The sequence below is a fragment of the Polynucleobacter sp. AP-Nickl1-40-C4 genome (assembly GCF_035012665.1).
In the GTDB taxonomy this organism is placed as follows: domain Bacteria; phylum Pseudomonadota; class Gammaproteobacteria; order Burkholderiales; family Burkholderiaceae; genus Polynucleobacter.
The window spans coordinates 106,853-126,816 of sequence record NZ_JAYGQR010000003.1 but is presented as its reverse complement, the minus strand read 5'-3'; the positions used below and the strand labels follow the sequence as shown (position 1 = coordinate 126,816).

At 45.9% G+C, this 19,964-nt stretch carries 24 protein-coding genes; 16 read left to right on the top strand and 8 right to left on the bottom strand.

Translation table 11 applies throughout. The annotated features are described in order from the left end of the window. Positions 1–3: 3 nt before the first annotated feature. The gene (locus VC182_RS05215; RefSeq protein WP_323484710.1) at positions 4–1,380 is read right to left on the bottom strand and encodes an NAD(P)/FAD-dependent oxidoreductase; all 1,377 of its coding nucleotides are present in this window, start codon (positions 1,378–1,380) and stop codon (positions 4–6) included. Then, positions 1,377–1,931 (bottom strand): glutathione peroxidase, encoded by a 555-nt coding sequence (locus VC182_RS05210; RefSeq protein ID WP_416350577.1) that lies wholly within the window; start codon positions 1,929–1,931, stop codon positions 1,377–1,379. Before VC182_RS05210 ends, VC182_RS05215 begins: the two co-directional genes overlap by 4 nt. Positions 1,932–2,038: 107 nt before the next feature. On the opposite strand from VC182_RS05210, the gene rfaE2 reads away from it, so the two are divergent. Further along, the gene (gene rfaE2, locus VC182_RS05205) at positions 2,039–2,527 is read left to right on the top strand and encodes a D-glycero-beta-D-manno-heptose 1-phosphate adenylyltransferase (protein WP_323484708.1); all 489 of its coding nucleotides are present in this window, start codon (positions 2,039–2,041) and stop codon (positions 2,525–2,527) included. Here the strand turns inward: rfaE2 and VC182_RS05200 are convergent. Next, positions 2,524–3,333, bottom strand: a complete 810-nt coding sequence (locus VC182_RS05200) for a type III pantothenate kinase (protein ID WP_323484707.1) — start codon at positions 3,331–3,333, stop codon at positions 2,524–2,526. The two genes, rfaE2 and VC182_RS05200, sit on opposite strands and share 4 nt — an antisense overlap. Next, on the bottom strand, positions 3,330–4,115 hold the full coding sequence (locus VC182_RS05195; RefSeq protein ID WP_323484706.1) for a biotin--[acetyl-CoA-carboxylase] ligase: 786 nt from the start codon (positions 4,113–4,115) through the stop codon (positions 3,330–3,332). Before VC182_RS05195 ends, VC182_RS05200 begins: the two co-directional genes overlap by 4 nt. A 106-nt stretch (positions 4,116–4,221) precedes the next feature. Here VC182_RS05195 and VC182_RS05190 point away from each other — a divergent pair, with 106 nt between their 5' ends. Genes VC182_RS05190 through VC182_RS05160 form a run of 7 tightly spaced genes read left to right on the top strand, consistent with a single transcriptional unit; the run spans position 4,222 to position 8,835 of the window. Then, positions 4,222–5,247, top strand: a complete 1,026-nt coding sequence (locus tag VC182_RS05190; RefSeq protein WP_323484705.1) for a VanZ family protein — start codon at positions 4,222–4,224, stop codon at positions 5,245–5,247. A gap of 16 nt (positions 5,248–5,263) precedes the next feature. Next, complete coding sequence (locus tag VC182_RS05185; RefSeq protein WP_323484704.1) at positions 5,264–5,572, top strand: ferredoxin; 309 nt, start codon at positions 5,264–5,266, stop codon at positions 5,570–5,572. 26 nt (positions 5,573–5,598) lie between these two features. Beyond that, on the top strand, positions 5,599–6,312 hold the full coding sequence (locus VC182_RS05180) for an alpha/beta hydrolase (protein ID WP_323484703.1): 714 nt from the start codon (positions 5,599–5,601) through the stop codon (positions 6,310–6,312). A gap of 19 nt (positions 6,313–6,331) precedes the next feature. After that, complete coding sequence (locus VC182_RS05175; protein WP_072582654.1) at positions 6,332–6,598, top strand: DUF493 family protein; 267 nt, start codon at positions 6,332–6,334, stop codon at positions 6,596–6,598. Between the two features lie 8 nt (positions 6,599–6,606). Continuing rightward, the gene (gene lipB / locus VC182_RS05170; protein WP_323484702.1) at positions 6,607–7,251 is read left to right on the top strand and encodes a lipoyl(octanoyl) transferase LipB; all 645 of its coding nucleotides are present in this window, start codon (positions 6,607–6,609) and stop codon (positions 7,249–7,251) included. Further along, positions 7,248–8,258, top strand: a complete 1,011-nt coding sequence (gene lipA / locus VC182_RS05165) for a lipoyl synthase (RefSeq protein WP_416350575.1) — start codon at positions 7,248–7,250, stop codon at positions 8,256–8,258. Before lipB ends, lipA begins: the two co-directional genes overlap by 4 nt. Next, positions 8,251–8,835: a hypothetical protein gene (locus VC182_RS05160; RefSeq protein WP_323484701.1), complete on the top strand. Its 585-nt coding sequence runs from the start codon at positions 8,251–8,253 to the stop codon at positions 8,833–8,835. The genes lipA and VC182_RS05160 overlap by 8 nt, the downstream gene beginning before the upstream one ends. Positions 8,836–8,856: 21 nt before the next feature. On the opposite strand, the gene VC182_RS05155 is transcribed toward VC182_RS05160, so the two are convergent. Next, positions 8,857–9,111: an accessory factor UbiK family protein gene (locus VC182_RS05155; RefSeq protein ID WP_072582658.1), complete on the bottom strand. Its 255-nt coding sequence runs from the start codon at positions 9,109–9,111 to the stop codon at positions 8,857–8,859. 264 nt (positions 9,112–9,375) lie between these two features. On the opposite strand from VC182_RS05155, the gene VC182_RS05150 reads away from it, so the two are divergent. From VC182_RS05150 to ptsP, 8 genes are all read left to right on the top strand, one after another. Beyond that, positions 9,376–10,320, top strand: coding sequence for a TorF family putative porin (locus tag VC182_RS05150; protein WP_323484700.1), 945 nt, complete (start codon positions 9,376–9,378; stop codon positions 10,318–10,320). A gap of 24 nt (positions 10,321–10,344) precedes the next feature. Beyond that, positions 10,345–10,683 carry a P-II family nitrogen regulator gene (locus VC182_RS05145; RefSeq protein ID WP_011903792.1) on the top strand — a complete coding sequence of 113 codons (339 nt, stop codon included), beginning with the start codon at positions 10,345–10,347 and terminating at the stop codon, positions 10,681–10,683. A gap of 13 nt (positions 10,684–10,696) precedes the next feature. Further along, positions 10,697–12,181 carry an ammonium transporter gene (locus VC182_RS05140; protein WP_072582661.1) on the top strand — a complete coding sequence of 495 codons (1,485 nt, stop codon included), beginning with the start codon at positions 10,697–10,699 and terminating at the stop codon, positions 12,179–12,181. Between the two features lie 104 nt (positions 12,182–12,285). Next, complete coding sequence (gene gshA / locus VC182_RS05135; RefSeq protein WP_072582662.1) at positions 12,286–13,584, top strand: glutamate--cysteine ligase; 1,299 nt, start codon at positions 12,286–12,288, stop codon at positions 13,582–13,584. Between the two features lie 28 nt (positions 13,585–13,612). Next, on the top strand, positions 13,613–14,554 hold the full coding sequence (gshB, locus tag VC182_RS05130; RefSeq protein WP_323484699.1) for a glutathione synthase: 942 nt from the start codon (positions 13,613–13,615) through the stop codon (positions 14,552–14,554). A 2-nt stretch (positions 14,555–14,556) separates the two neighbouring features. Further along, positions 14,557–14,979, top strand: coding sequence for a PTS sugar transporter subunit IIA (locus VC182_RS05125; RefSeq protein ID WP_083564218.1), 423 nt, complete (start codon positions 14,557–14,559; stop codon positions 14,977–14,979). 17 nt (positions 14,980–14,996) lie between these two features. After that, a complete protein-coding gene (locus tag VC182_RS05120) occupies positions 14,997–15,266 on the top strand; it encodes an HPr family phosphocarrier protein (RefSeq protein ID WP_072582664.1) in 270 nt (89 codons plus the stop codon). 5 nt (positions 15,267–15,271) lie between these two features. Beyond that, positions 15,272–17,023, top strand: a complete 1,752-nt coding sequence (ptsP, locus tag VC182_RS05115) for a phosphoenolpyruvate--protein phosphotransferase (protein ID WP_323484698.1) — start codon at positions 15,272–15,274, stop codon at positions 17,021–17,023. 16 nt (positions 17,024–17,039) lie between these two features. Here ptsP and VC182_RS05110 read toward each other — a convergent pair whose 3' ends face one another. The 3 genes from VC182_RS05110 to gpmA are packed head-to-tail and all read right to left on the bottom strand — an operon-like array spanning position 17,040 to position 19,952. Continuing rightward, on the bottom strand, positions 17,040–17,792 hold the full coding sequence (locus VC182_RS05110) for a HesA/MoeB/ThiF family protein (RefSeq protein ID WP_323484697.1): 753 nt from the start codon (positions 17,790–17,792) through the stop codon (positions 17,040–17,042). 24 nt (positions 17,793–17,816) lie between these two features. Beyond that, on the bottom strand, positions 17,817–19,250 hold the full coding sequence (locus VC182_RS05105; protein ID WP_323484696.1) for a S41 family peptidase: 1,434 nt from the start codon (positions 19,248–19,250) through the stop codon (positions 17,817–17,819). Positions 19,251–19,262: 12 nt separating this feature from the next. Then, complete coding sequence (gene gpmA, locus VC182_RS05100) at positions 19,263–19,952, bottom strand: 2,3-diphosphoglycerate-dependent phosphoglycerate mutase (RefSeq protein ID WP_323484695.1); 690 nt, start codon at positions 19,950–19,952, stop codon at positions 19,263–19,265. Positions 19,953–19,964 lie beyond the last annotated feature (12 nt).

The following is a 19,964-nucleotide window of genomic DNA, read 5'->3' as shown; positions in this document are numbered from 1 at the left end:
TAACTACACATCTTGTTTGGTTTTGATCGGCAGGCGAATGCTTTCAATTAAAGCTTCTGCCACTAATTCGCCGGAGCGCAAACCATCTTCATGAAATCCAAATCCCGTCCAGGCGCCGCAGTACCAAATTGATGATGTGCCCTGAATTAAAGGAAGCTCCTTCTGCGCTTGAATTGCACTCATATCAAAGACAGGATGTGAATAATGAATCTCTTGATGCACAAGATTTGGATCTGGCTCTTCCGAGGGATTTAAGCTCACAATAATTTGGGTATCTTGAAGTTGGTCTGGCAGCGGTTGTAGGCGATTAATTAAGTAGTTAACGCTGACATGTTGTTTTGTATTGGGTTTGGCGCCGGATTTAGCGGTGTAATTCCAGGCAGCCCAGCAACGTTTTGCATCTGGCAAGAAACGAATATCGGTATGTAATATTGCTCGATTCTTTTGGTATGGAACTGATGCCAGGATATTTCTGGCCTGTTGATCAATGCCATGCACTAAATCTAGCGTTTGATCGCTATGACAAGCCATGATGACTTCATCGAAATGGGCAGAGCCAGCTTGGCTAATAACCTCAACTTGCCCGCCATCATGACCTGTATTTACTTTCAGGACACATTCCCTTTTAATGGCCACACCATGCTTTTCTAGTGCCGCTACAAGTCGCTTTACATACTCTCGTGAGCCACCCTTGATGGTCAACCATTGCGGACGATTTTGGATTTGTAGTAGGCCATGGTTATGGCAGAAGCGCACCATAGTTTGAATAGGAAACTCGAGCATCTGCTCGACTGAACAAGACCAGATGGCGCCGATCATCGGTAGAAAGTAATTTTCTTTAAAGCTTTGGCTAAAGCGATGACGTTTTAAAAAATCGGCAATTTTTTCATCAGGCTCTTTGTATTGATGACCAGCTTCAATTTGGTCATGTGCTAACTGAGTGGCCAAACGATTAAAACGCATGATGTCATAAGCCATTCTCCAAAATGATGGAGATAGGAGATTGGATCTTTGTCCAAAAAAAGAATTGATGTCGTTACCAGCCCATTCAATCTTTTTCACCGCCCCAGATTTACTGGCGGTATCAATCGATACAGAAAAAGACATTTCTGAGGGGGCTACTGGCGCTTGAATTTCTTCGAATAAACGAACGAGCCGTGGATAAGTCTTACGGTTAAATACCAAGAAACCAGTGTCTACACCGTGTGTGATTTCATTTCCACCGATATTGCAAGTGATATCAACAGTATTGCTGTGGCCACCAATGTGATCGCCAGCTTCATACAAGGTGATTTCAAATTCAGGATGTTGTCTTAAGGCGTAGGCACAGCCTAACCCAGAGATGCCTGCGCCAATAATGGCAATTCTTTTTTTACTCACTGAGCTTTTTCTCCTAAAAGCTTTTCAATTTCATTTGTAATGCTGCTACTGGTGGGTTTGGTAACGCTTCCAAACGAATCAACCACATTACCATTTCGATCGATTAAATACTTATAAAAATTCCACTTTGGAGTTGTGCCAGTTTTGGCAATCAACATCTTAAATAGGGGGTTTGGGTTAACGCCAGAAACCGTGCTCTTAGCAAACATTGGAAATTTCACGTCATAGGTGTTCTTGCAGAAATCGGCAATCTCTTTATTGCTACCAGGCTCCTGTTGTCCAAAGTCATTCGAGGGAAAGCCCAGAATGACAAAGCCTTGATCTTTGTATTTAGCGTAAATCTTCTCAAGACCCTCATATTGGCTGGTAAAGCCGCAAAAGCTGGCTGTATTGACTACCAATATGACTTTCCCTTGATATTGGCAAAGGTTTTGCGGCGCTTCATCCTGCAAGCGAGGAAAAGTATGGGAGAGCAGGGGGCTGCAAGTCGGCGCAGCATTGGCAAGCTGAAATCCAGATAAGAATGCAATTAGCCCAAATAGGCAGTTCATTACAAAACGGGGCATATTGCACCTTTTTTATTCACGAGTGAGAAGCCAAGTCTAAGACATTCTGGGTAATATCGCTGGCCTCGCAAGATTGCCATTAATATTGGGTTATGAGTCATTTGCCACCCCCTTCTTTTGAAGCAAAAGTCTGCTCACCAGAACAGCTTGCTACTCGCCTGGAAAATCTTCCTAGACCATTGGTCTTTACTAATGGAGTCTTCGATATCCTGCACCGTGGCCATGCCAGTTATTTGGCCCAGGCTCGTGCCCTAGGGGCTAGCTTGGTGGTGGGCGTGAATTCTGATGCCTCAGTGAAGATGTTGGGTAAAGGCGATGACAGACCCATTAATTCAGAGGCTGATCGCCAGGCTTTATTAGCTGCATTGGAAAGCGTGGATATGACTGTGTTGTTTACCGAACAAACACCAGTCAATTTGATTGAAAAAATTCGTCCTGATATTTACGTCAAGGGTGGTGATTACGATATCGACACTTTGGCAGAAACCCATCTGGTAAAAAGTTGGGGTGGTAAAGCAGTTGCGATACCTTTCCTATATGAGCGCTCAACTACAAGCCTGTTGGGTAAGATCCGCTCTTAGAGGCTTTGCAGTAACCACGCCCAGATACCGCGAAGTACTAATCCTTCAGTTACTTCCACGGATTGCTTGATTGGTAAATTAGTTTTTGTAATTTCTTGCGCTAGGACTTTGGCGTTGCCGCCATCAAGCCAAATTTTTTCGATGGGAAAATTTAACTCTTTTGCATGTTGTATGCCATAGAGGATTGCGCCAATTTGCGCCGCATCACATCCTCCGATAATTGCGTCATTGGTAGAGCATCCAAATCCATGATGTTCCGCACGCTTCGCCAAGCCTAACTGCGCAGTATTACTTGCCAGACTTTCTTGCATTAATCCTAAGCCAGGCAAAATCCATCCGCCATAATGTACGCCGTTAGAACCCAATAAGTCGATGGTGGTGGCAGTACCGGCATTCACAATCAAGGTGTTTTTATTTGATAAGGCGCGCGCCCCAATCAGAGCGGCCCAGCGGTCAGCGCCGAGCTTGCTGGGATCTTGATACAGGCTACGCATTCCTGTGTAAGCACTATTGCCAGCAAGTTGTTTCCAATCCAGGTCATTCCATTGCGGGAACAGTGATTTGAGATTGGCAATCGCTTCCTGGCCAGCAACGCAGGCAAAGCCAATAGCTGCAGGCTTCGGTAAGGTTTTAGAAATATAGTCCGCCAACTCGGCTCGATGCTCTGCTGATTGCAAAGACTTGCTACTAATAGAGCCTGAGTATGCCCATAACTTTTTTTGTTGAGCGCTAGGATTTTGTGTTGACTCTACAGCCGCCCACTTCAGGCGCGTATTACCAACATCAAAAAATAAATAAAGGCTCATGATTGAATCCGCAATGAAACATCACCCGCATGAATGGCGATGAATTTGTTTTCTTTTTGCAATAGTAATGCCCCCGTCCCATCCACACCTTTTGCAATTCCATGAATAGGATCTTTACCAGCGCCAGAAATGCATACAGATTGCTCTCGATAGGCATCCCAGCCCATCCAACGTTCTTTACAAGCCTTAAATCCATGCAGGTCAAATTCGGCAAGATTGTGTTCGAGTGAAGCAATCAGTTTGAGCCAGAGATATTCGGTATCAGGAAGTGAGCTTGTCAGCTGAGCAAGTGAGCCCACTTTGAGTCCAGTATCCAGGTTTGCTTCTATTGCTTCTGGATTGCGCAAGTTAATACCAACCCCAATAATCATCCAAGTAGGATCACCCGCTTTTGCTTGGCCGCCCTCAATGAGGATGCCGCCGAGTTTATGGTTATTCAGCAATAAGTCATTGGGCCACTTCAGTTGCAGGCCAGCCTTTTGAAGTTCTTCCTCGCTCAGGTTGCAAGCTTGTGCAATTCCTTCTATCACTGCAAGGCCAACTAATAAGCTGAGTCCGCTGAGTTCGGCCGGAGTTCTTTTAAATGAAAATGCGAGAGAGAAGCAAAGAGAGTCCTCGGGGTTGGCTAGCCATGCTCGGCCTGCCCTGCCTTTGCCCGCAGTTTGTTTGTGGGCAATCCGAGCCACCGGATCAATGAGTTCCCCTGCACGCCAGCGACTCATCAGATCGTCATTGGTGGATCTAGTCTCGGTAACGCGCTCAAGGATGCAATTTGCAGTCATTCCGCCATTGTAGAAAGGTCTGACCTAGAATTGTGGGATGGATCAAAAAGATCAACGACCTCGGAAGCTAGTATGGCCACTACAGGCTATGCCTTTAGCGAGGGCTATGAGCTTAAGCTACGCGCTTTTGATCATCTATGTAAGCCTAAACCCCTTTGACTTTGATTTTCAGAATGGGATCTCTGCTTGGGCGTGGTTGGATGCTCCCTTGCCACGTTTTATGACTTTATTTGATGTATCGGTCAATATCTTGGCTTATATTCCCTTTGGATTTTTGGTAGTGTTTGCTGCCTATCCTCGTTGGCGTAACTACGTAGCTCTTGGAATGGCCCTTAGCTTGAGTGCTGGCCTGGCACTAGGTGTAGAAACTTTGCAGTCTTGGCTGCCTACTCGCATACCGAGTCAGATGGACTGGTGGGCCAATATATTGGGAGGACTGTTAGGCGGCTTATTAGCGATTCCTCTAGGGCCACAATGGCTTTCTGGAAGCGCAATTCGTCGGCGCTTTGATCAATGGTTTGGCCTTAATTGGGCAGCGTGTGCCCTGTTCTTATTGTTTCCCTGGTCACAAATTTATCCACAAAGCTCTTGGCTTGGCACAGGTGTATGGGGCCATGCCATATTTGGCTCGGTCGATTGGGGTACTGTGGTGATTAATCAGGTCATTCAAGAGGCGGTAATCACCTCCCTATGCTGGCTTGGAGTGGCCTTGTTGCTCTCTCTGGGAATGCGTGCCAAAGCCCCCCAGTGGCGCATTCTCAATGGACTGCTTGGTCTAACCGTGATGGTGAAGACTCTATTTACCGCCCTTCAATTTGGCGCTGAGTTTAGTTTGATCTGGCTTACGGCTGGAGCTCTATGGGGAATGGTAATAGGCGGCATCTTATTAAGATGGACGTTAAAGCTCAAGCAAATGACTAAGTTTTGGTTAGCTTTGATTTGCTTGCTGGGAACCACAATAGCGGTCAATGTTTTGCCTGACAATCCATATTTCATTTTGACGCTCAGACACTGGTATCAAGGGCGCCTATTGCACTTTAATGAGTTGATGCAATGGGTTTCCGTAGTATGGTTACCTCTGGCACTGATTTGGATGGTTCGAAGTGCCGTGGAATTTAAACCGAAACATTGATGAATATAATTTTTTTATGAGTTTTTCACATCACCTATTTTTTTGTCTCAATCAGCGCGCCAATGGTGAAGATTGTTGCGATCAACATAATGCTTTTGCCTTGTTTGACTACGCCAAGAAAAGAGTGAAAGAGCTTGGTCTTGCGGGCCCAGGAAAAATTCGGGTGAATAAGGCGGGATGCTTGGATCGCTGTGCTGATGGCCCAGTCATGGTTATCTATCCAGAGGGTATTTGGTACACCATGGTTGATGTGGATGATGTTGAAGAAATTATCCAGTCCCATTTAATCGCAGGTCGTCCAGTAGAGCGCTTGCAATTAGCTTAGTCATTTCAGAGAGTTGAAAGTTTTTTATGAATAGCCGTACAAAAGTAATTCAGATTGAAGGCATTGTCGGATCAATGGAAATGTCTATTGATCTGCCGGATGAATTAAAAAATGATCCTGCATTTGCTGTCCGTGGCTTGGCCCTCGTTGCTCACCCCCATCCTTTGATGGGCGGTACGATGGATAACAAGGTAGCTCAAACCATGGCGCGTGCTTTTAATCAGTTAGGTTACGTTAGCGTGCGCCCAAACTTTCGCGGTGTAGGCGGAACCGAAGGTGTTCATGACGATGGCGTTGGTGAGTTAGAGGACTTGCTTCATGTAACCGATTGGATGCGGACACCATCAAGTTGGAGTCAATTTGAAGCAACTGCGAATCAATCCTGGGTAGGGGATGCCAATACGCTGCCGCTAGTAGTTTCAGGTTTTTCTTTTGGAAGCTTTGTTGGTAGTCACTTAGTGCAACGGCTTTCAGAATTAGGCCGTCCAGCTGAGCGCCTAGTGATGGTGGGTAGTGCTGCAGGCAAATGGACTCTGGCCCCAGTGCCTGCCGATACGATTTTGATTCATGGGGAACTGGATGAAACCATTCCCTTGATTGATGTTTTAGATTGGGCGCGTCCGCAAGAGTTGACTGTGCAAGTAGTGCCTGGCGCAGATCACTTTTTCCATCGCCGCCTACATTGCATTCGCAACATCATTACTGGCGCGTGGTTAGGCATGCCAGATCATCGTAAGTAATTAGAAATAGAAAGACTATATGGCCGAAGAAAAATCATTAATCGAGTACCCATCATTATTTCCTATCAAGGTCATGGGTAAAGCAAACCCAGAATATCTTCCAGCGATAGTGCATATTGCCAAACAATTTGATCCTACGTTTGATGAGAGTAAGGTCGAGCAGCGTCCTTCTAAGGATGGAAATTATTTAGGCATTACTTTGCCAATTACTGCGACTAGCCGTGAACAGTTAGATGAGTTGTATAGAACCTTGTCCACCCATCCATTGGTTAGTGTTGTTCTGTAATTGAATTCATGGCAGCTTTAGTAAAACAACTGGGTTTAGCAGATTACGCCTCTACATATGAGGCGATGAAACTTTTTACTAAAGAGCGTACTAGTGAAACGCCCGATGAAATTTGGGTCTTAGAACATCCCCCTGTTTTCACTTTAGGTTTGGCAGGCGATGCGGGTAACTTGCATTCACCCAGCAATCAAATTCCACTCGTGCAAGTGGATCGGGGTGGAGAGATTACGTATCACGGGCCAGGCCAAATCGTGGTTTATCTTTTGCTAGATCTAAAGCGTCTAGGGATCTTTGTAAAAGAATTGGTCTCTCGTATAGAGCAGGCGCTGATAGATACGTTGGCCGATTTTGGGATTAAGGCTGAAAGACATCCGGGGGCTCCGGGAATTTATGTCTCTGAGCAGTCAGGAGTGCCCTCAGAATGGATTGGCGCCAAGGTGGCTGCCTTGGGCCTCAAAGTCTCCAAAAGCTGCTCCTATCATGGTCTAGCCCTGAATGTGGCCACCGATTTAGAGGCATTCAAGCGCATCCACCCCTGTGGGTATGAGGGTTTAAAGACAGTCGACATGCAAACTCTTGGGATCAAGGACAATATAGACACTATTAGCCAAAGGCTTTTGCAGCATTTACAAAAGCAACTGATGCCATCATGACTACAAATAAGCCTGACACCAAGACACCTATCGAGGCCCGCCAAGACCTCAATTACGACGCATCACGTAAACAAAAATCAAGCGAGAAGACTGCGCGCATTCCGATCAAAATCATTCCTTTAACAGAGGTATTGAAAAAGCCTGACTGGATTCGGGTGAAGGCGGCCTCTAATAATTCCCGCTTTTCTGAAATTAAAAAGATTTTGCGCGAGAACGAATTGGTAACCGTTTGCGAAGAGGCCAGCTGCCCCAATATTGGTGAATGTTTTGGTAAAGGGACTGCCACATTCATGATCATGGGGGACAAGTGCACGCGTCGTTGTCCATTCTGTGACGTAGGACATGGCAGACCAGATCCTCTTGATGAAAAAGAGCCTGCTAATTTAGCGCGCACTATTGCCGCTCTCAAACTGAACTATGTGGTGATTACAAGCGTAGATCGTGATGATCTTCGTGATGGTGGCGCAATGCACTATGTTGATTGTATTTCTCAATCACGCGGACTCTCCCCAAATACCCGAATTGAAGTGTTGGTGCCAGATTTCCGTGGTCGTCTAGATAAAGCGTTGGATATTTTTGCTGAGCATGCGCCTAGTGGTTTGCCTGATGTGATGAATCACAACCTCGAAACAGTGCCACGTTTATATAAACAGGCTAGACCGGGTGCAGATTATTTGCATTCTTTAAAGCTCTTGAAAGATTTTAAAGAGCGCTTTCCTCATGTCCCTACTAAAAGCGGTTTGATGGTGGGCCTTGGTGAAACAGATGAAGAAATCTTAGATGTGATGCGCGATATGCGTGAGCACAATATCGACATGCTCACTATTGGTCAGTATCTCGCCCCGTCAGGACATCATCTACCTGTTACGCGTTACGTTCATCCCGACGTCTTTAAGATGTTTGAAGAAAAGGCTTATGAAATGGGCTTTTCTCATGCGGCTGTAGGCGCTATGGTGCGCTCAAGCTATCACGCAGATCAACAAGCGCATGGAGCAGGGGTTGTTTAGACTGGTTTCTAAGGCCGCTACCTTACTAGCGACCTTCATTTTTCTCATTGCATGTAGTCCTAAATTAGATTGGCGTACAGTCCAAGCGCCGCAAGAAAGATATACCGCTTTATTTCCTGGCAAACCAGATAAGTTAGAGCGCCGCATTCCTTATCTTGATCAAGAACTTTTACAGACACTTGAAGCGGTAAAAATTGATGATGATATTTACTCGGTCAGCACTATCCAGTTGCCGGCCAATCAAAGTGCCTCACTAAGCAAGTTACTTTCGCAATTACAGGCTAACTTAATTGATAGGGCAAAAGCATCTGGTGGCGATGTCATTGTTGAGGATGCTTTTTATAAAACAACAGATCGACAGCGTTTACCGATCAAAGATTATTTTCTGGATTTGGAATCCAACGGTAAATCACAGCAACTCATGCGCGTTCGTTGGATTAATCGAGTTGCGTTGAATGGTGATATCTGGGTTTATCAAATATCAGTCCTGCATATGAATGCAGGCACGGAGAATGTAAAAACTTTATTGTCTAAAGAAGAGTATGAAAACTTCTTTAGTGATTTTTCTCCAGAGTAGTCTGAAGAGAAGATCATTTAATTATTGTTTTTCTAGTGCAGCAACTTTAGCTTCAAGCGCTTCTAACTTTTCACGTGTCTTAGCAAGCACTTTGCTTTGAAGATCAAATTCCTCGCGTGTTACCAAATCCATTTTCTGAAATCCTTGATTCATCATGGCGCGTACATTCTTTTCAATTTCTTGAGCTGGCGAATTGCGAATGGCATCACCAACCTTGTTTTGCATATCGTTCGCGATACGTTGGATTTGCTCGAGGATTTCGCCTGGTTTTTGCATGATGAGGGTTCGCAGTTCTATTGAGAGTTGCAGAAAAGATACACATTTGTATTTTAAGTTGTATGCGTAAAACTGCCCAAAAAGGGGTTAAAACCCGAAAAATGCCCCATATTCACTCATTCGGTGCAATATTTAGCACCAAAAAAGAGCATTTGCCTTATTTAGGGGATTTGTGACAAGGCCATGAACCCCTGGGGATTCAATATCACCCCATGCAATAAGCATTCAACCCATTTTTTTATTACAACCAGTAAGGAGTAGTTCATGAAAACTTTGCAAAAGACAGCAATCTCTGCGGCAGCAGTAGCTTTGTTGGCAGGCCTTTCAACTGCAGCATTCGCAGCTGACGAGCCAGCAGCACCAGAAGTAAGCCCAATCACTGCTAACGTAACTGTTGCAAGCAACTATATCTATCGTGGTTTGACACAAACCAATAACAAGCCAGCGATTCAAGGTGGCTTTGACTACGCGCATGAGAGCGGTTTCTATGTAGGTAACTGGAACTCAAATATTAGCTGGATCAGCGACCAATACGGTGGTGGTGGTTCTAAGCCTGGAAGCGGCACTGGCGCTGTTACAGCTCCAATCGAAATGGACTTTTATGCTGGTTTCAAGAAGGAGTTAATCGGCGAAGGTTTTGCCTCTGACTTTGGCGTATTGCAGTACTACTACCCAGTTTCAGGGATGTTTGCCAATGCACCTACTGGAACTCAAATTCAAGGTAACCCAACTTATCGTCAAGCTTCAGGCTCATCCCCAAGTACAACGGAAGTTTATGCGGCACAAAACTTTACTGCTGGTCCTGTAACTGGTTTCTTCAAATTCTCATATGCCTTGAGTAACCTCTTCGGTATCTATAACTCTAAAGGTTCTTTTTACCCAGATTTGACAGCAAACTATGACACTGGTTTCTACGGAGTTGGCTTGGTTGGTCACGTTGGCTACCAGTATGTTCCAAACAATACTGTTTCTTCTGTAGCCCAGCTTGCTGCTAATGGCAATCCTGCTAGCATGGCTGGTACATACAACTTAAGCTATGCTGACTGGAAGTTTGGTTTCACTAAGGACTTTGGTGGTGGCTTGTCAGGTACCGCTTACTACACTGGTACTTCTGTAGCTAAGACAGGCGGTAACTACATGTACACAACTCCTAACGGCGGCAACGCTGGTCGTGCTAACGCAGTTGTAGCTTTGACAAAAACTTTCTAATTTCCACTCTGAACGGAGAAACACATGAAATTAATTACCGCAATCATCAAGCCCTTCAAGCTTGACGAAGTGCGCGAAGCTCTCTCGGAAGTGGGAGTTTCGGGCATTACCGTCACTGAAGTTAAAGGCTTTGGTCGTCAAAAAGGTCACACCGAGTTGTATCGTGGTGCTGAGTATGTTGTCGACTTTTTACCTAAAGTAAAAATTGAAGCTGCTGTTGAAGATGGCATCTTGGAGCGTGCGATTGAAGCAATTGAAAAATCAGCACGTACTGGCAAGATTGGCGATGGCAAGATTTTTGTCTCTCCAGTTGAGCACGTCATTCGTATTCGCACCGGTGAAACCGGCGCGTCAGCACTTTAAAGAGAGGTTCAAAATGTTAACTTGGATGAAACGACTCGTTGCTGGTGGTGCTATGGCTTTGGCTATTGGCGCTACTGGTGTAATGGTTACTTCGCCAGCGCATGCTGATGAAGTAAAAAAACCAGCTGTAACAGCTCCTGCTGCTACTCCTGCTGCTGCAGAACCTGCTCCTGTTCTTTGCTCTGAAAAGTGCAATAAAGGTGACACTGCTTGGATGATGGTCTGTACAGCATTAGTGCTGTTGATGACTCTTCCTGGCTTGGCGTTGTTCTACGGTGGTTTGACACGTAGCAAGAACATCTTGTCTATCTGTATGCAATGTTTCATGGTCTTCTCTTTGATTTCAGTGCTATGGGCGATTTATGGCTATAGCTTTGCATTCACGGAAGGCGGAGCATTCATCGGTGGATTAGATCGCCTCTTCTTGGGCGGTATGAATCCAGACTCAGTAGCAGCAACCTTTAGTAAGGGTGTTGTGATTCCTGAGTATGTATTTATGGCTTTCCAAGCGGTGTTCGCAACTATTACTTGCTGCTTGATCATTGGTTCTTTTGCTGAGCGCGCTAAGTTCTCTGCAATCTTGGTATTCATGGTGATTTGGTTCACTTTGAGCTACCTGCCAATCGCTCACATGGTTTGGTTCTGGCCTGGTCCAGATGACATCAAAGATGCTGCATCACTCGAAGCGATTACTGCTCGTGCTGGTTGGTTGTGGCAAAAAGGTGTTCTCGACTTTGCTGGTGGTACCGTTGTGCATATCAATGCTGCGATCGCTGGTTTGGTTGGTTCCTTTGTAATCGGCAAGCGTTTGGGCTACGGCAAAGAAGCAATGAAGCCACATAACTTAGTTTATGTAATGTCTGGCGCTGCTCTCTTGTGGTTCGGCTGGTTTGGTTTCAATGCTGGTTCAGCTCTTGAAGCAAACGGTAGCGCTGCCTTGGCATTCGTGAATACTTATTTAGCTACCGCTGCTGCTGTATTGGGTTGGTCAGTTGCTGAGTGGGTTCTCAAAGGTAAGCCATCAATGTTAGGTGCTGCATCTGGTTGCGTAGCTGGTTTAGTTGCAATTACTCCTGCTGCTGGTTTCGTTGGCCCAATGGGTGCAATCGTAATCGGTGTTATCGCTGGCGTAATCTGCCTCTGGGGTGTTACTGGTCTCAAGAAGATTTTGGGTTCAGATGACAGCTTGGACGTGTTTGGTGTTCATGGTGTAGGTGGTATTACTGGTGCATTATTGACTGGTGTATTCGCTGACCCAGCTTTGGGTGGAACAGGTATCTGGGATTATGTAGCCAATGCAGTTGCTCCTGATTACTCTGTTGCTAGCCAATTGTGGATCCAGGCTCAAGGCGTGATTACCACTGTAATTTGGTCTGGCGTAGTTTCTTTCGTAGCCTTCAAATTGATCGATATCGTGATTGGTTTGCGCGTTAAGGAAGAAGAAGAGCGCGAAGGCTTGGATATCAGCTCACACGGTGAGACTGCTTACGAGTCTTAATCAGTAGATTTACCCCTCACTGGGCGGCCCTAGTTGGCTGCCTAGTTTTAAGCGCGGGATCCTCGGATCCCGCGTCTTTCTTTTAATAATCTTACAATGGTGGAATGGTTCCACATCTCATTACTGCACTCACCGGCCCTTTGCTCGAATTAGAGTCAAAGGTTCTAGAAGCGACCCCAACCATTGAGCGTTGGTTCAGGCTGGAATGGCAAGAACATACCCCGCCTTTCTACTGTTCTGTCGATTTACGCAATTCTGGCTTTAAGTTAGCTCCAGTTGATACCAATCTTTTCCCAGGAGGGTTTAATAACCTTTCGCCGCAGATGTTGCCGCTTGCTGTTCAGGCTGCCATGGCTGCCATTGAGAAGATTTGCCCTGAGGCCAAAAACTTATTGCTGATACCAGAACGACATACACGCAATACTTTCTATTTGCAGAACATTGCGCGCTTGTCTTCGATTTTGCGTCAAGCTGGCTTAAATGTTCGACTAGGTACTTTCTCTGAAGAAATTAAGAAGCCAACCTGGATTGATTTACCCGATGGCAATCGCTTGTTGATGGAGCCACTTTCTCGATTAGGTCTCAAGAAACAACGTTTAGGGTTAAAAGATTTTGATCCTTGCTCGATCCTGTTAAATAACGACTTATCCGCAGGCATTCCTCCGATTCTGGAGAATATCTATGAGCAGTACTTGCTGCCGGGCTTACATGCTGGTTGGCATGTTCGTCGTAAATCAAATCACTTTGCCGCCTATGAAGAGGTGGCAAAGAAATTTGCCAAAGTTGTAGATATCGATCCATGGATGATCAACCCTTACTTTACTAGTTGCTCCAATATTAATTTTCACGAGCGTAAGGGCGAAGACGAACTTCAAACTGCCGTAGAACAAGTCTTGAAAAAGACTGCTAAGAAGTATCGTGAATACGGTATTAAAGAGAAGCCTTATGTCGTAGTAAAAGCTGATGCTGGTACTTATGGCATGGGTGTGATGGTAGTCAATGATCCCGCGCAGTTAAAGGGCTTGAATCGTAAAGACCGCAACAAGATGAGTGTGGTCAAGGAAGGCCTTGAGGTCAGTGATGTATTGATTCAGGAGGGTGTGTATACCTTCGAGAAGGTCAATGAAGCGGTTGCTGAGCCCGTGGTGTACATGATTGATCGCTATGTCATTGGCGGCTTCTATCGTGTTCATACTGACCGTGGGCCAGATGAGAACCTGAACGCTCCCGGCATGCATTTTGTACCTCTAGCCTTCGAGCAAAACTCGATGCCTGATCTAGGGGCTAAGCCAGGTAGCGCCGCTCCAAATCGCTTCTATCTGTATGGTGTGGTTGCTCGCTTAGCGCTGCTTGCTGCATCATTGGAGCTAGAGCGAACCGATCCCAATGCTGAAGCTGCATAAATAAATCACCAATCTCTCAATAGAAATAATGAACCTTCTTTTTATTGCAGACCCCCTTGAATCTTTTAAGATTCAAAAAGATTCCACACTCGCAATGATGCGAGCAGCGCAAGAGGCTGGGCACTACTTATGGTTTTGTCAAAGTCGCAATGTGTTGTGGAGAGATGATTTCGTAGTAGCTGATTGCCAATCTTTAGTGATTAAGCCCGGCTCCACGAACTGGTTTGAGTTGGGTGAGATTGAGTCTCGAACACTCAAGTCTTTTTCTGCTGTGCTCATGCGCACAGACCCTCCTTTCGATATTGAATATCTCAATACCACTTGGTTGTTATCGGCTGCAGTACGTCAGGGCGCGAAAGTATTTAACGAGCCAAGCGCTGTTCGAGATCATTCAGAAAAACTATCTATTACAGAGTTTCCAGAACTGATTCCGCCTACCTTGGTCACGCGTGAATTAGCTGCGGTAGAGCTTTTTCATCAGGAACATCGCGATATCGTGATTAAGCCTTTAGATGGCATGGGCGGCATGGGTGTATTTAGGGTTGGGGCTGATGGACTCAATCTTGCTAGCATTGTAGAAACGCTTGGCGAGAATGGCGCAAGAACCCTGATGGTTCAGCGTTTTCTGCCAGAAATTGCCCAGGGCGACAAACGGGTGCTTTTAATTGGCGGAGAGGTAGTGCCATTTGCGCTAGCTCGCATTCCGCAGGGTAGCGAAATTCGGGGTAATTTGGCTGCCGGTGGCAAAGGCGTAGCGATGCCTTTAACCGAGACCGAAAAAGGGATTGCTGAAAAATTAGCCCCTGTTTTAAATCAGCGTGGATTATTCTTGGTAGGGTTGGATTTAATTGGTGGTTATCTCACCGAAATTAATGTGACGAGCCCTACTTGTTTTGTTGAAATTACTGACCAAAGCAACTTTAATGTTGCGCAATTTTGGTTGGCAGCGCTAGAGAAAGCATTGGCATAAATATGGTTGGAATTGTCATCGTTGCTCACACACCGGTTGCCAGCGCAATGCTGGGGTTTGCTGAGCATACTTTTGGTGTATTGCCTGAGCGTGTTCGAGCAGTGGATATCCCTCCTCATGAAGATACCAAGGCAAGCTTTGATCGCGTGATGAAGGCGGCTTATGGTGTGAACACAGGCAACGGCGTCTTAATCCTGACAGATGTTATGGGTGCAACTCCTGCTAATGTGGCCTCAAAGTTAGAGGCCTTGGGTCCTTTATCGGGATTGAATGCGCCTGTAATTGTGTTGGCGGGATTAAACCTTCCTATGCTGATGCGTTGCATTTCTCATCGCGGAGAAAATCTGGAAGACTTGGCGCAAAAAGCCCTTGCTGGTGGACAGAATGGCATCTTGCGCTTAGGTGCAAAAGTAAATCAAGAATAGATAAGGGCCAGCACACTATGCCTTCGGTAGAAATCGAAATCATCAATAAATTAGGCTTGCATGCGCGCGCATCTGCCAAGCTATCTCAATTAGCCGCTCAGTTTCCCTGTGAAATATTTCTGTCACGTAATGGGCGTCAAATTAATGCGAAGAGCATTATGGGTGTGATGATGTTGGCGGCCGGTATCGGCAGCACTGTGACCCTTGAGACTGTGGGCGAAAAGGCGGATGAAGCTATGCAGGCACTCACCGCCTTAATTAATGACCGATTTGGTGAGGGTGAGTAAATAGTATGACTTTTGCATTGCACGGAATTCCAGTATCGAAAGGCATTGCCATTGGCAAGGCGGTACTGATTTCTCGTGCAGCATTAGAAGTCAGTCATCACCTGATTGAGGCTGGTAAAGAAGAGGCTGAAGCACAAAAGCTATTAGACGCATTTGATCAGGTTCGCCTAGAGCTTGAGCAATTGCGCCAAGGATTGCCAAAAGATGCCCCGCAAGAGATGGCGGCATTCTTAGACGTGCACGGCATGATATTGGCGGACCCAGCATTGGCTGAGAAGCCCATTAAACTCATTCGCACGCAACGATTAAATGCAGCATGGGCCTTAACTACTGAGTTGAATGATCTGTTGGAGCAATTTGCAGACATTGAGGATGCGTATTTAAAGGAACGCGCCAACGATATTCGTCAGGTTGCTGAACGCGTGATTAAGGCATTAAATGCCCAGAAAAAAGATCCATTAAACGATGCCGATTTTTTGCCAACCAGTGATATCGGCGTTGAGTCCATCATCGTTGCCCACGATATTGCTCCGCATGACATGCTGCGTTTTAAAGAGCATGCTTTTACCGGATTTGTAACGGATCTGGGTGGTAAAACTTCCCATACGGCTATCGTGGCGCGCAGCATGGAAATACCCGCAGTAGTTGGTGTGCGCCATGCCAGCGAAATGATTCGTCATGGTGATTGGTTGGTGCTAGATGGCGATCGAGGAGTTGTAGTAGTTGCCCCAGATGAGCAGCTACTAGCCGAATATCGCAAACTACAAGCTCAGGTTCTCAAAGAAGCTCGCAAGCTCCAACAGTTAAAGCATGCAAAAACAGAAACAGCTGACCGTGTTGAGATTGAGTTGTTTGCCAATATTGAATTACCAGAAGATGCTATTCAGGCGGTAAAGCTAGGGGCTGTAGGGGTTGGTTTATTCCGTTCTGAATTTTTATTCATGGACCGTAAACAGGCTTTGCCAGATGAAGAGCAGCAATACCAAGAATATCGTCGCGTAGTCGATTTAATGCATGGCTTACCTGTCAACATCAGAACGATTGACGTTGGTGCAGATAAGGCATTGGGCGGCGGCGGCGATATTTCTCAAACAGGCACATCACCATTGGGCTTGCGGGCAATCCGCTGGTCTTTAACGGAGCCTGAAATCTTTTTAACGCAGCTCAGAGCAATCCTGCGTGCATCAGCACATGGTCAAGCGCGCATCATGATTCCGATGTTGGCACATGCTAAAGAGATTGATGAAACATTTAGACTGATTGAAAAAGCGAAACAGCAATTGCATCAGCGGGGCAAAGCATTTAATCCGAATATCCAAGTTGGCGCAATGATTGAGATTCCGGCTGCTGCTTTAGTGCTGCCTTTGTTTATTAAGCGATTCGATTTTCTTTCTATTGGAACGAATGATTTAATTCAGTACACACTAGCGATTGATCGTGCAGATCATGCAGTTGCCCATTTATATGACCCATTACATCCAGCGATATTGAATTTATTAGCCAATATCATTGAGCAAGCTAAACGTGCTAATGTGCCTGTGGCTGTTTGTGGCGAGATGGCTGGTGATCCTGCATTAACGAAGTTATTGCTTGCCTTGGGTTTAACGGATTTCTCAATGCACTTCAGCCAGTTATTGCTGGTCAAGCGGGAAATTCTTCAGGCCAATGTCGGCTTGTTAAAAGCCCGCGTTGCTAGAGTCTTGAAGGCATACGAGCCAGAAGAGCAGGCAAAGGCTCTAGAGCGACTGCTGTCTTAATTATTTATTGCGCTGCCTAGTGGGCTGAGCCGCATACCGAACACTCGGAATTACGGCTAATACGGATTTCATTGATTTGGGTCGTACGCCCATTCCAAAGCAACATACGGCCCACCAAAGGCTCTCCAAAACCAATTAATACCTGCAGGGCTTGAGCGGCTTGCATGGCTCCAATGATCCCTACTAGAGGCGAGAAGATGCCCATGCTGGAGCAACTGACTTCTTCAAATACTTCATCTGGAGAAAAGATGCAGGCATAGCATGGTGAGCTTGGATTTCGCAGATCAAAGACGCTCACTTGACCATCGAACTTGAGAGCTGAGCCTGAAACCAATGGAATTTGATGTTTAACGCAGGCAGCATTAATAAGGTGTCTGGTTGAAAAGTTATCTGTGCAATCGAGCACAACATCAACGCTTGGCAGCAGTTCATCTAATAGCGAAGCTGTGGCTTTAGCCTGAATGGTTTCAATCTGAATGCTGGAGTTAAGGCGTTGTAAAAATTCTTTTCCTGAAGCAACTTTGCTTTTGCCAACGCTACTTTCGGTATGCATGATTTGACGCTGCAAATTGGTGAGCTCTACATCATCATGATCTACTAGGGTGATGTGTCCCACTCCGGCAGCGGCTAAATAGGGGGCGGCAGCACTACCTAAGCCGCCGGCGCCGATGACTAATGCATGTGATTGGAGAAGCTTCTCTTGGCCAGCAACATCAATCTCGTCAAGCAGCAAGTGCCTTGAGTATCGAAGTAACTGCTCGTCATTCATGTGCCAGCCGCAGAGATTAAAAGATTATTCGAGTTTGGATGAGGAGCGTTTCACGGGCTGGCCATTAATAAAGGCTACTGCCTGAGAAAGCATGAAGTCATCTGCACTGCCTAGCTCAGGCGGTTTCTTATTCTTATCTTTCTCTTTTTCTTCAGGAGTCTTCTTGGCATTTTTCTCTTCAATGCGCTGCAGCTCTTCGAGGCGACGTTGTTCGCGATCTTTAATCAGATTATCTTCAGCAGACTGCTTATTGCGTAAGTGTTTCTCGCTATCGATCTCACGAGTGATTAAGACATCATCTGGATCACCATCTTTGTTTTGGTCTACTGGGATATCTGGTTTCACACCAAAAGCCTGAATCGACTTACCACTTGGGGTGTAGTAATAAGCGGTAGTAATCTTCAGTGCTGAATCATTGGTCAGGGGGCGAACGGTTTGGACAGAGCCCTTACCAAAGGTCGTTTTTCCAATAATGGTTGCGCGTTTATAGTCCTGGAGTGCGCCAGCCACAATCTCAGAGGCTGAGGCGGAATAAGCGTTTACCAAGACCGCCATAGGTAATTTCTTAAATATCGCTGGAACACCCGCCAAAGGGTCGCCAGACTCATTTAGGCGATACATCGCTGGCGTTGCATTAAATACCTGTTTTGAATCTGGGGACTGGCCTTTAGTGGAGACAATAACTGCGTCAGCAGGCAAGAATGCTGCAGCCACACCTACGGCTCCTTGCAATAGACCGCCGCCATTGTTGCGCAGATCAAGAATGATGCCTTTGAGTTTTGGATCTTGATTGGCAATATCGGTTAATTTCTTAGCAAGATCAGGAACGGTGCGCTCCTGAAAGCTGGTGATGCGTACCCAAGCAATATCGTTATCCAGAATTTTTGTTTTGACTGATTGAACTTGAATCTCTGCGCGAGTGATTGTGACCGGAAAGCTACGCTCTTCACTCTTACGAAATACCGTCAAAGTAATTTTGGTTCCAGGTTCGCCGCGCATAGTGCGTACCGCTTTGTCTAGAGACATACCGCGTACAGGTTTGTCATCAAGGCGTGTAATGAGGTCTCCGGCTTGAAGACCCGCGCGAGCAGCAGGACTATCTTCAATTGGATTGAGTACTTTCACTACACCATCTTCAGAAGTGATTTCAATACCAAGTCCAGCAAACTTTCCAGAGGTCATCTCTTGCATTTCTGCAAAATCTTTTTTATCTAAGAAAGTGGAATGAGGATCAAGACTACTGACCATTCCTTTAACAGCATCCGTTAATAGTTGCTTGTCTTCAATAGGCTCAACGTATTCGCGCTTAATTTGGGCAAAGACATTGGAGAGCGTGCGAAGCTCATCCAGCGGTAGCTGAGGGCTTTGCTGGGCGGTCGCGGAGAGCTGTATCGTGGCTGCTACGCCGGCGATAAGGCCAACGGCTATCAGGGCGAAATTCTTTAGAAATTGGCGCATATCTCTTTTGCTTTAATCCAAATAAAAGTGTTGAATAGGTTTGAGGTTGTCATCTAACTCATAAACAAGTGGCACACCATTAGGTACGTTCACTTCCATGATGGCTTCATCAGACATTTGATCTAAATACTTAATGAGTGAGCGAATACTGTTGCCGTGTGCTACTAGTAAAACGCGTTTGCCAGCTTTGAGTGCGGGTGCAATAGATTCATTCCACAAGGGTAACACTCGCTCCACATTATCTTTCAGGCATTCGCCCAAAGGAATATCGGAAGGATTGAGCTTTGAGTAACGGGGATCATTTTTAGGGTGACGCTCATCATCATGCTCAAGTAGCGGTGGACGTACATCATAGGAGCGACGCCAAATATGAACTTGTTCATCGCCATATTTAGTTGCCGTTTCAGTTTTATTCAATCCGGTGAGTGCGCCATAGTGACGTTCGTTTAAGCGCCAGCTATGAACAACAGGGAGCCACATCAAATCCATGGCATCTTGCACGTGCCAAAGAGTGCGAATGGCACGCCTTAAAACGGAGGTATAGGCAATATCAAATTCATAGCCTGCTTTTTTGAGGTTTTCACCTGCTGCGATGGCCTGTTCTGCGCCTTTAGGGGTTAAGTCGACATCCGCCCAGCCAGTGAAGCGGTTTTCAAGGTTCCAGGCGGATTCGCCATGACGAATAAGGACAAGTTGTTTCATAGAGCCATTCTA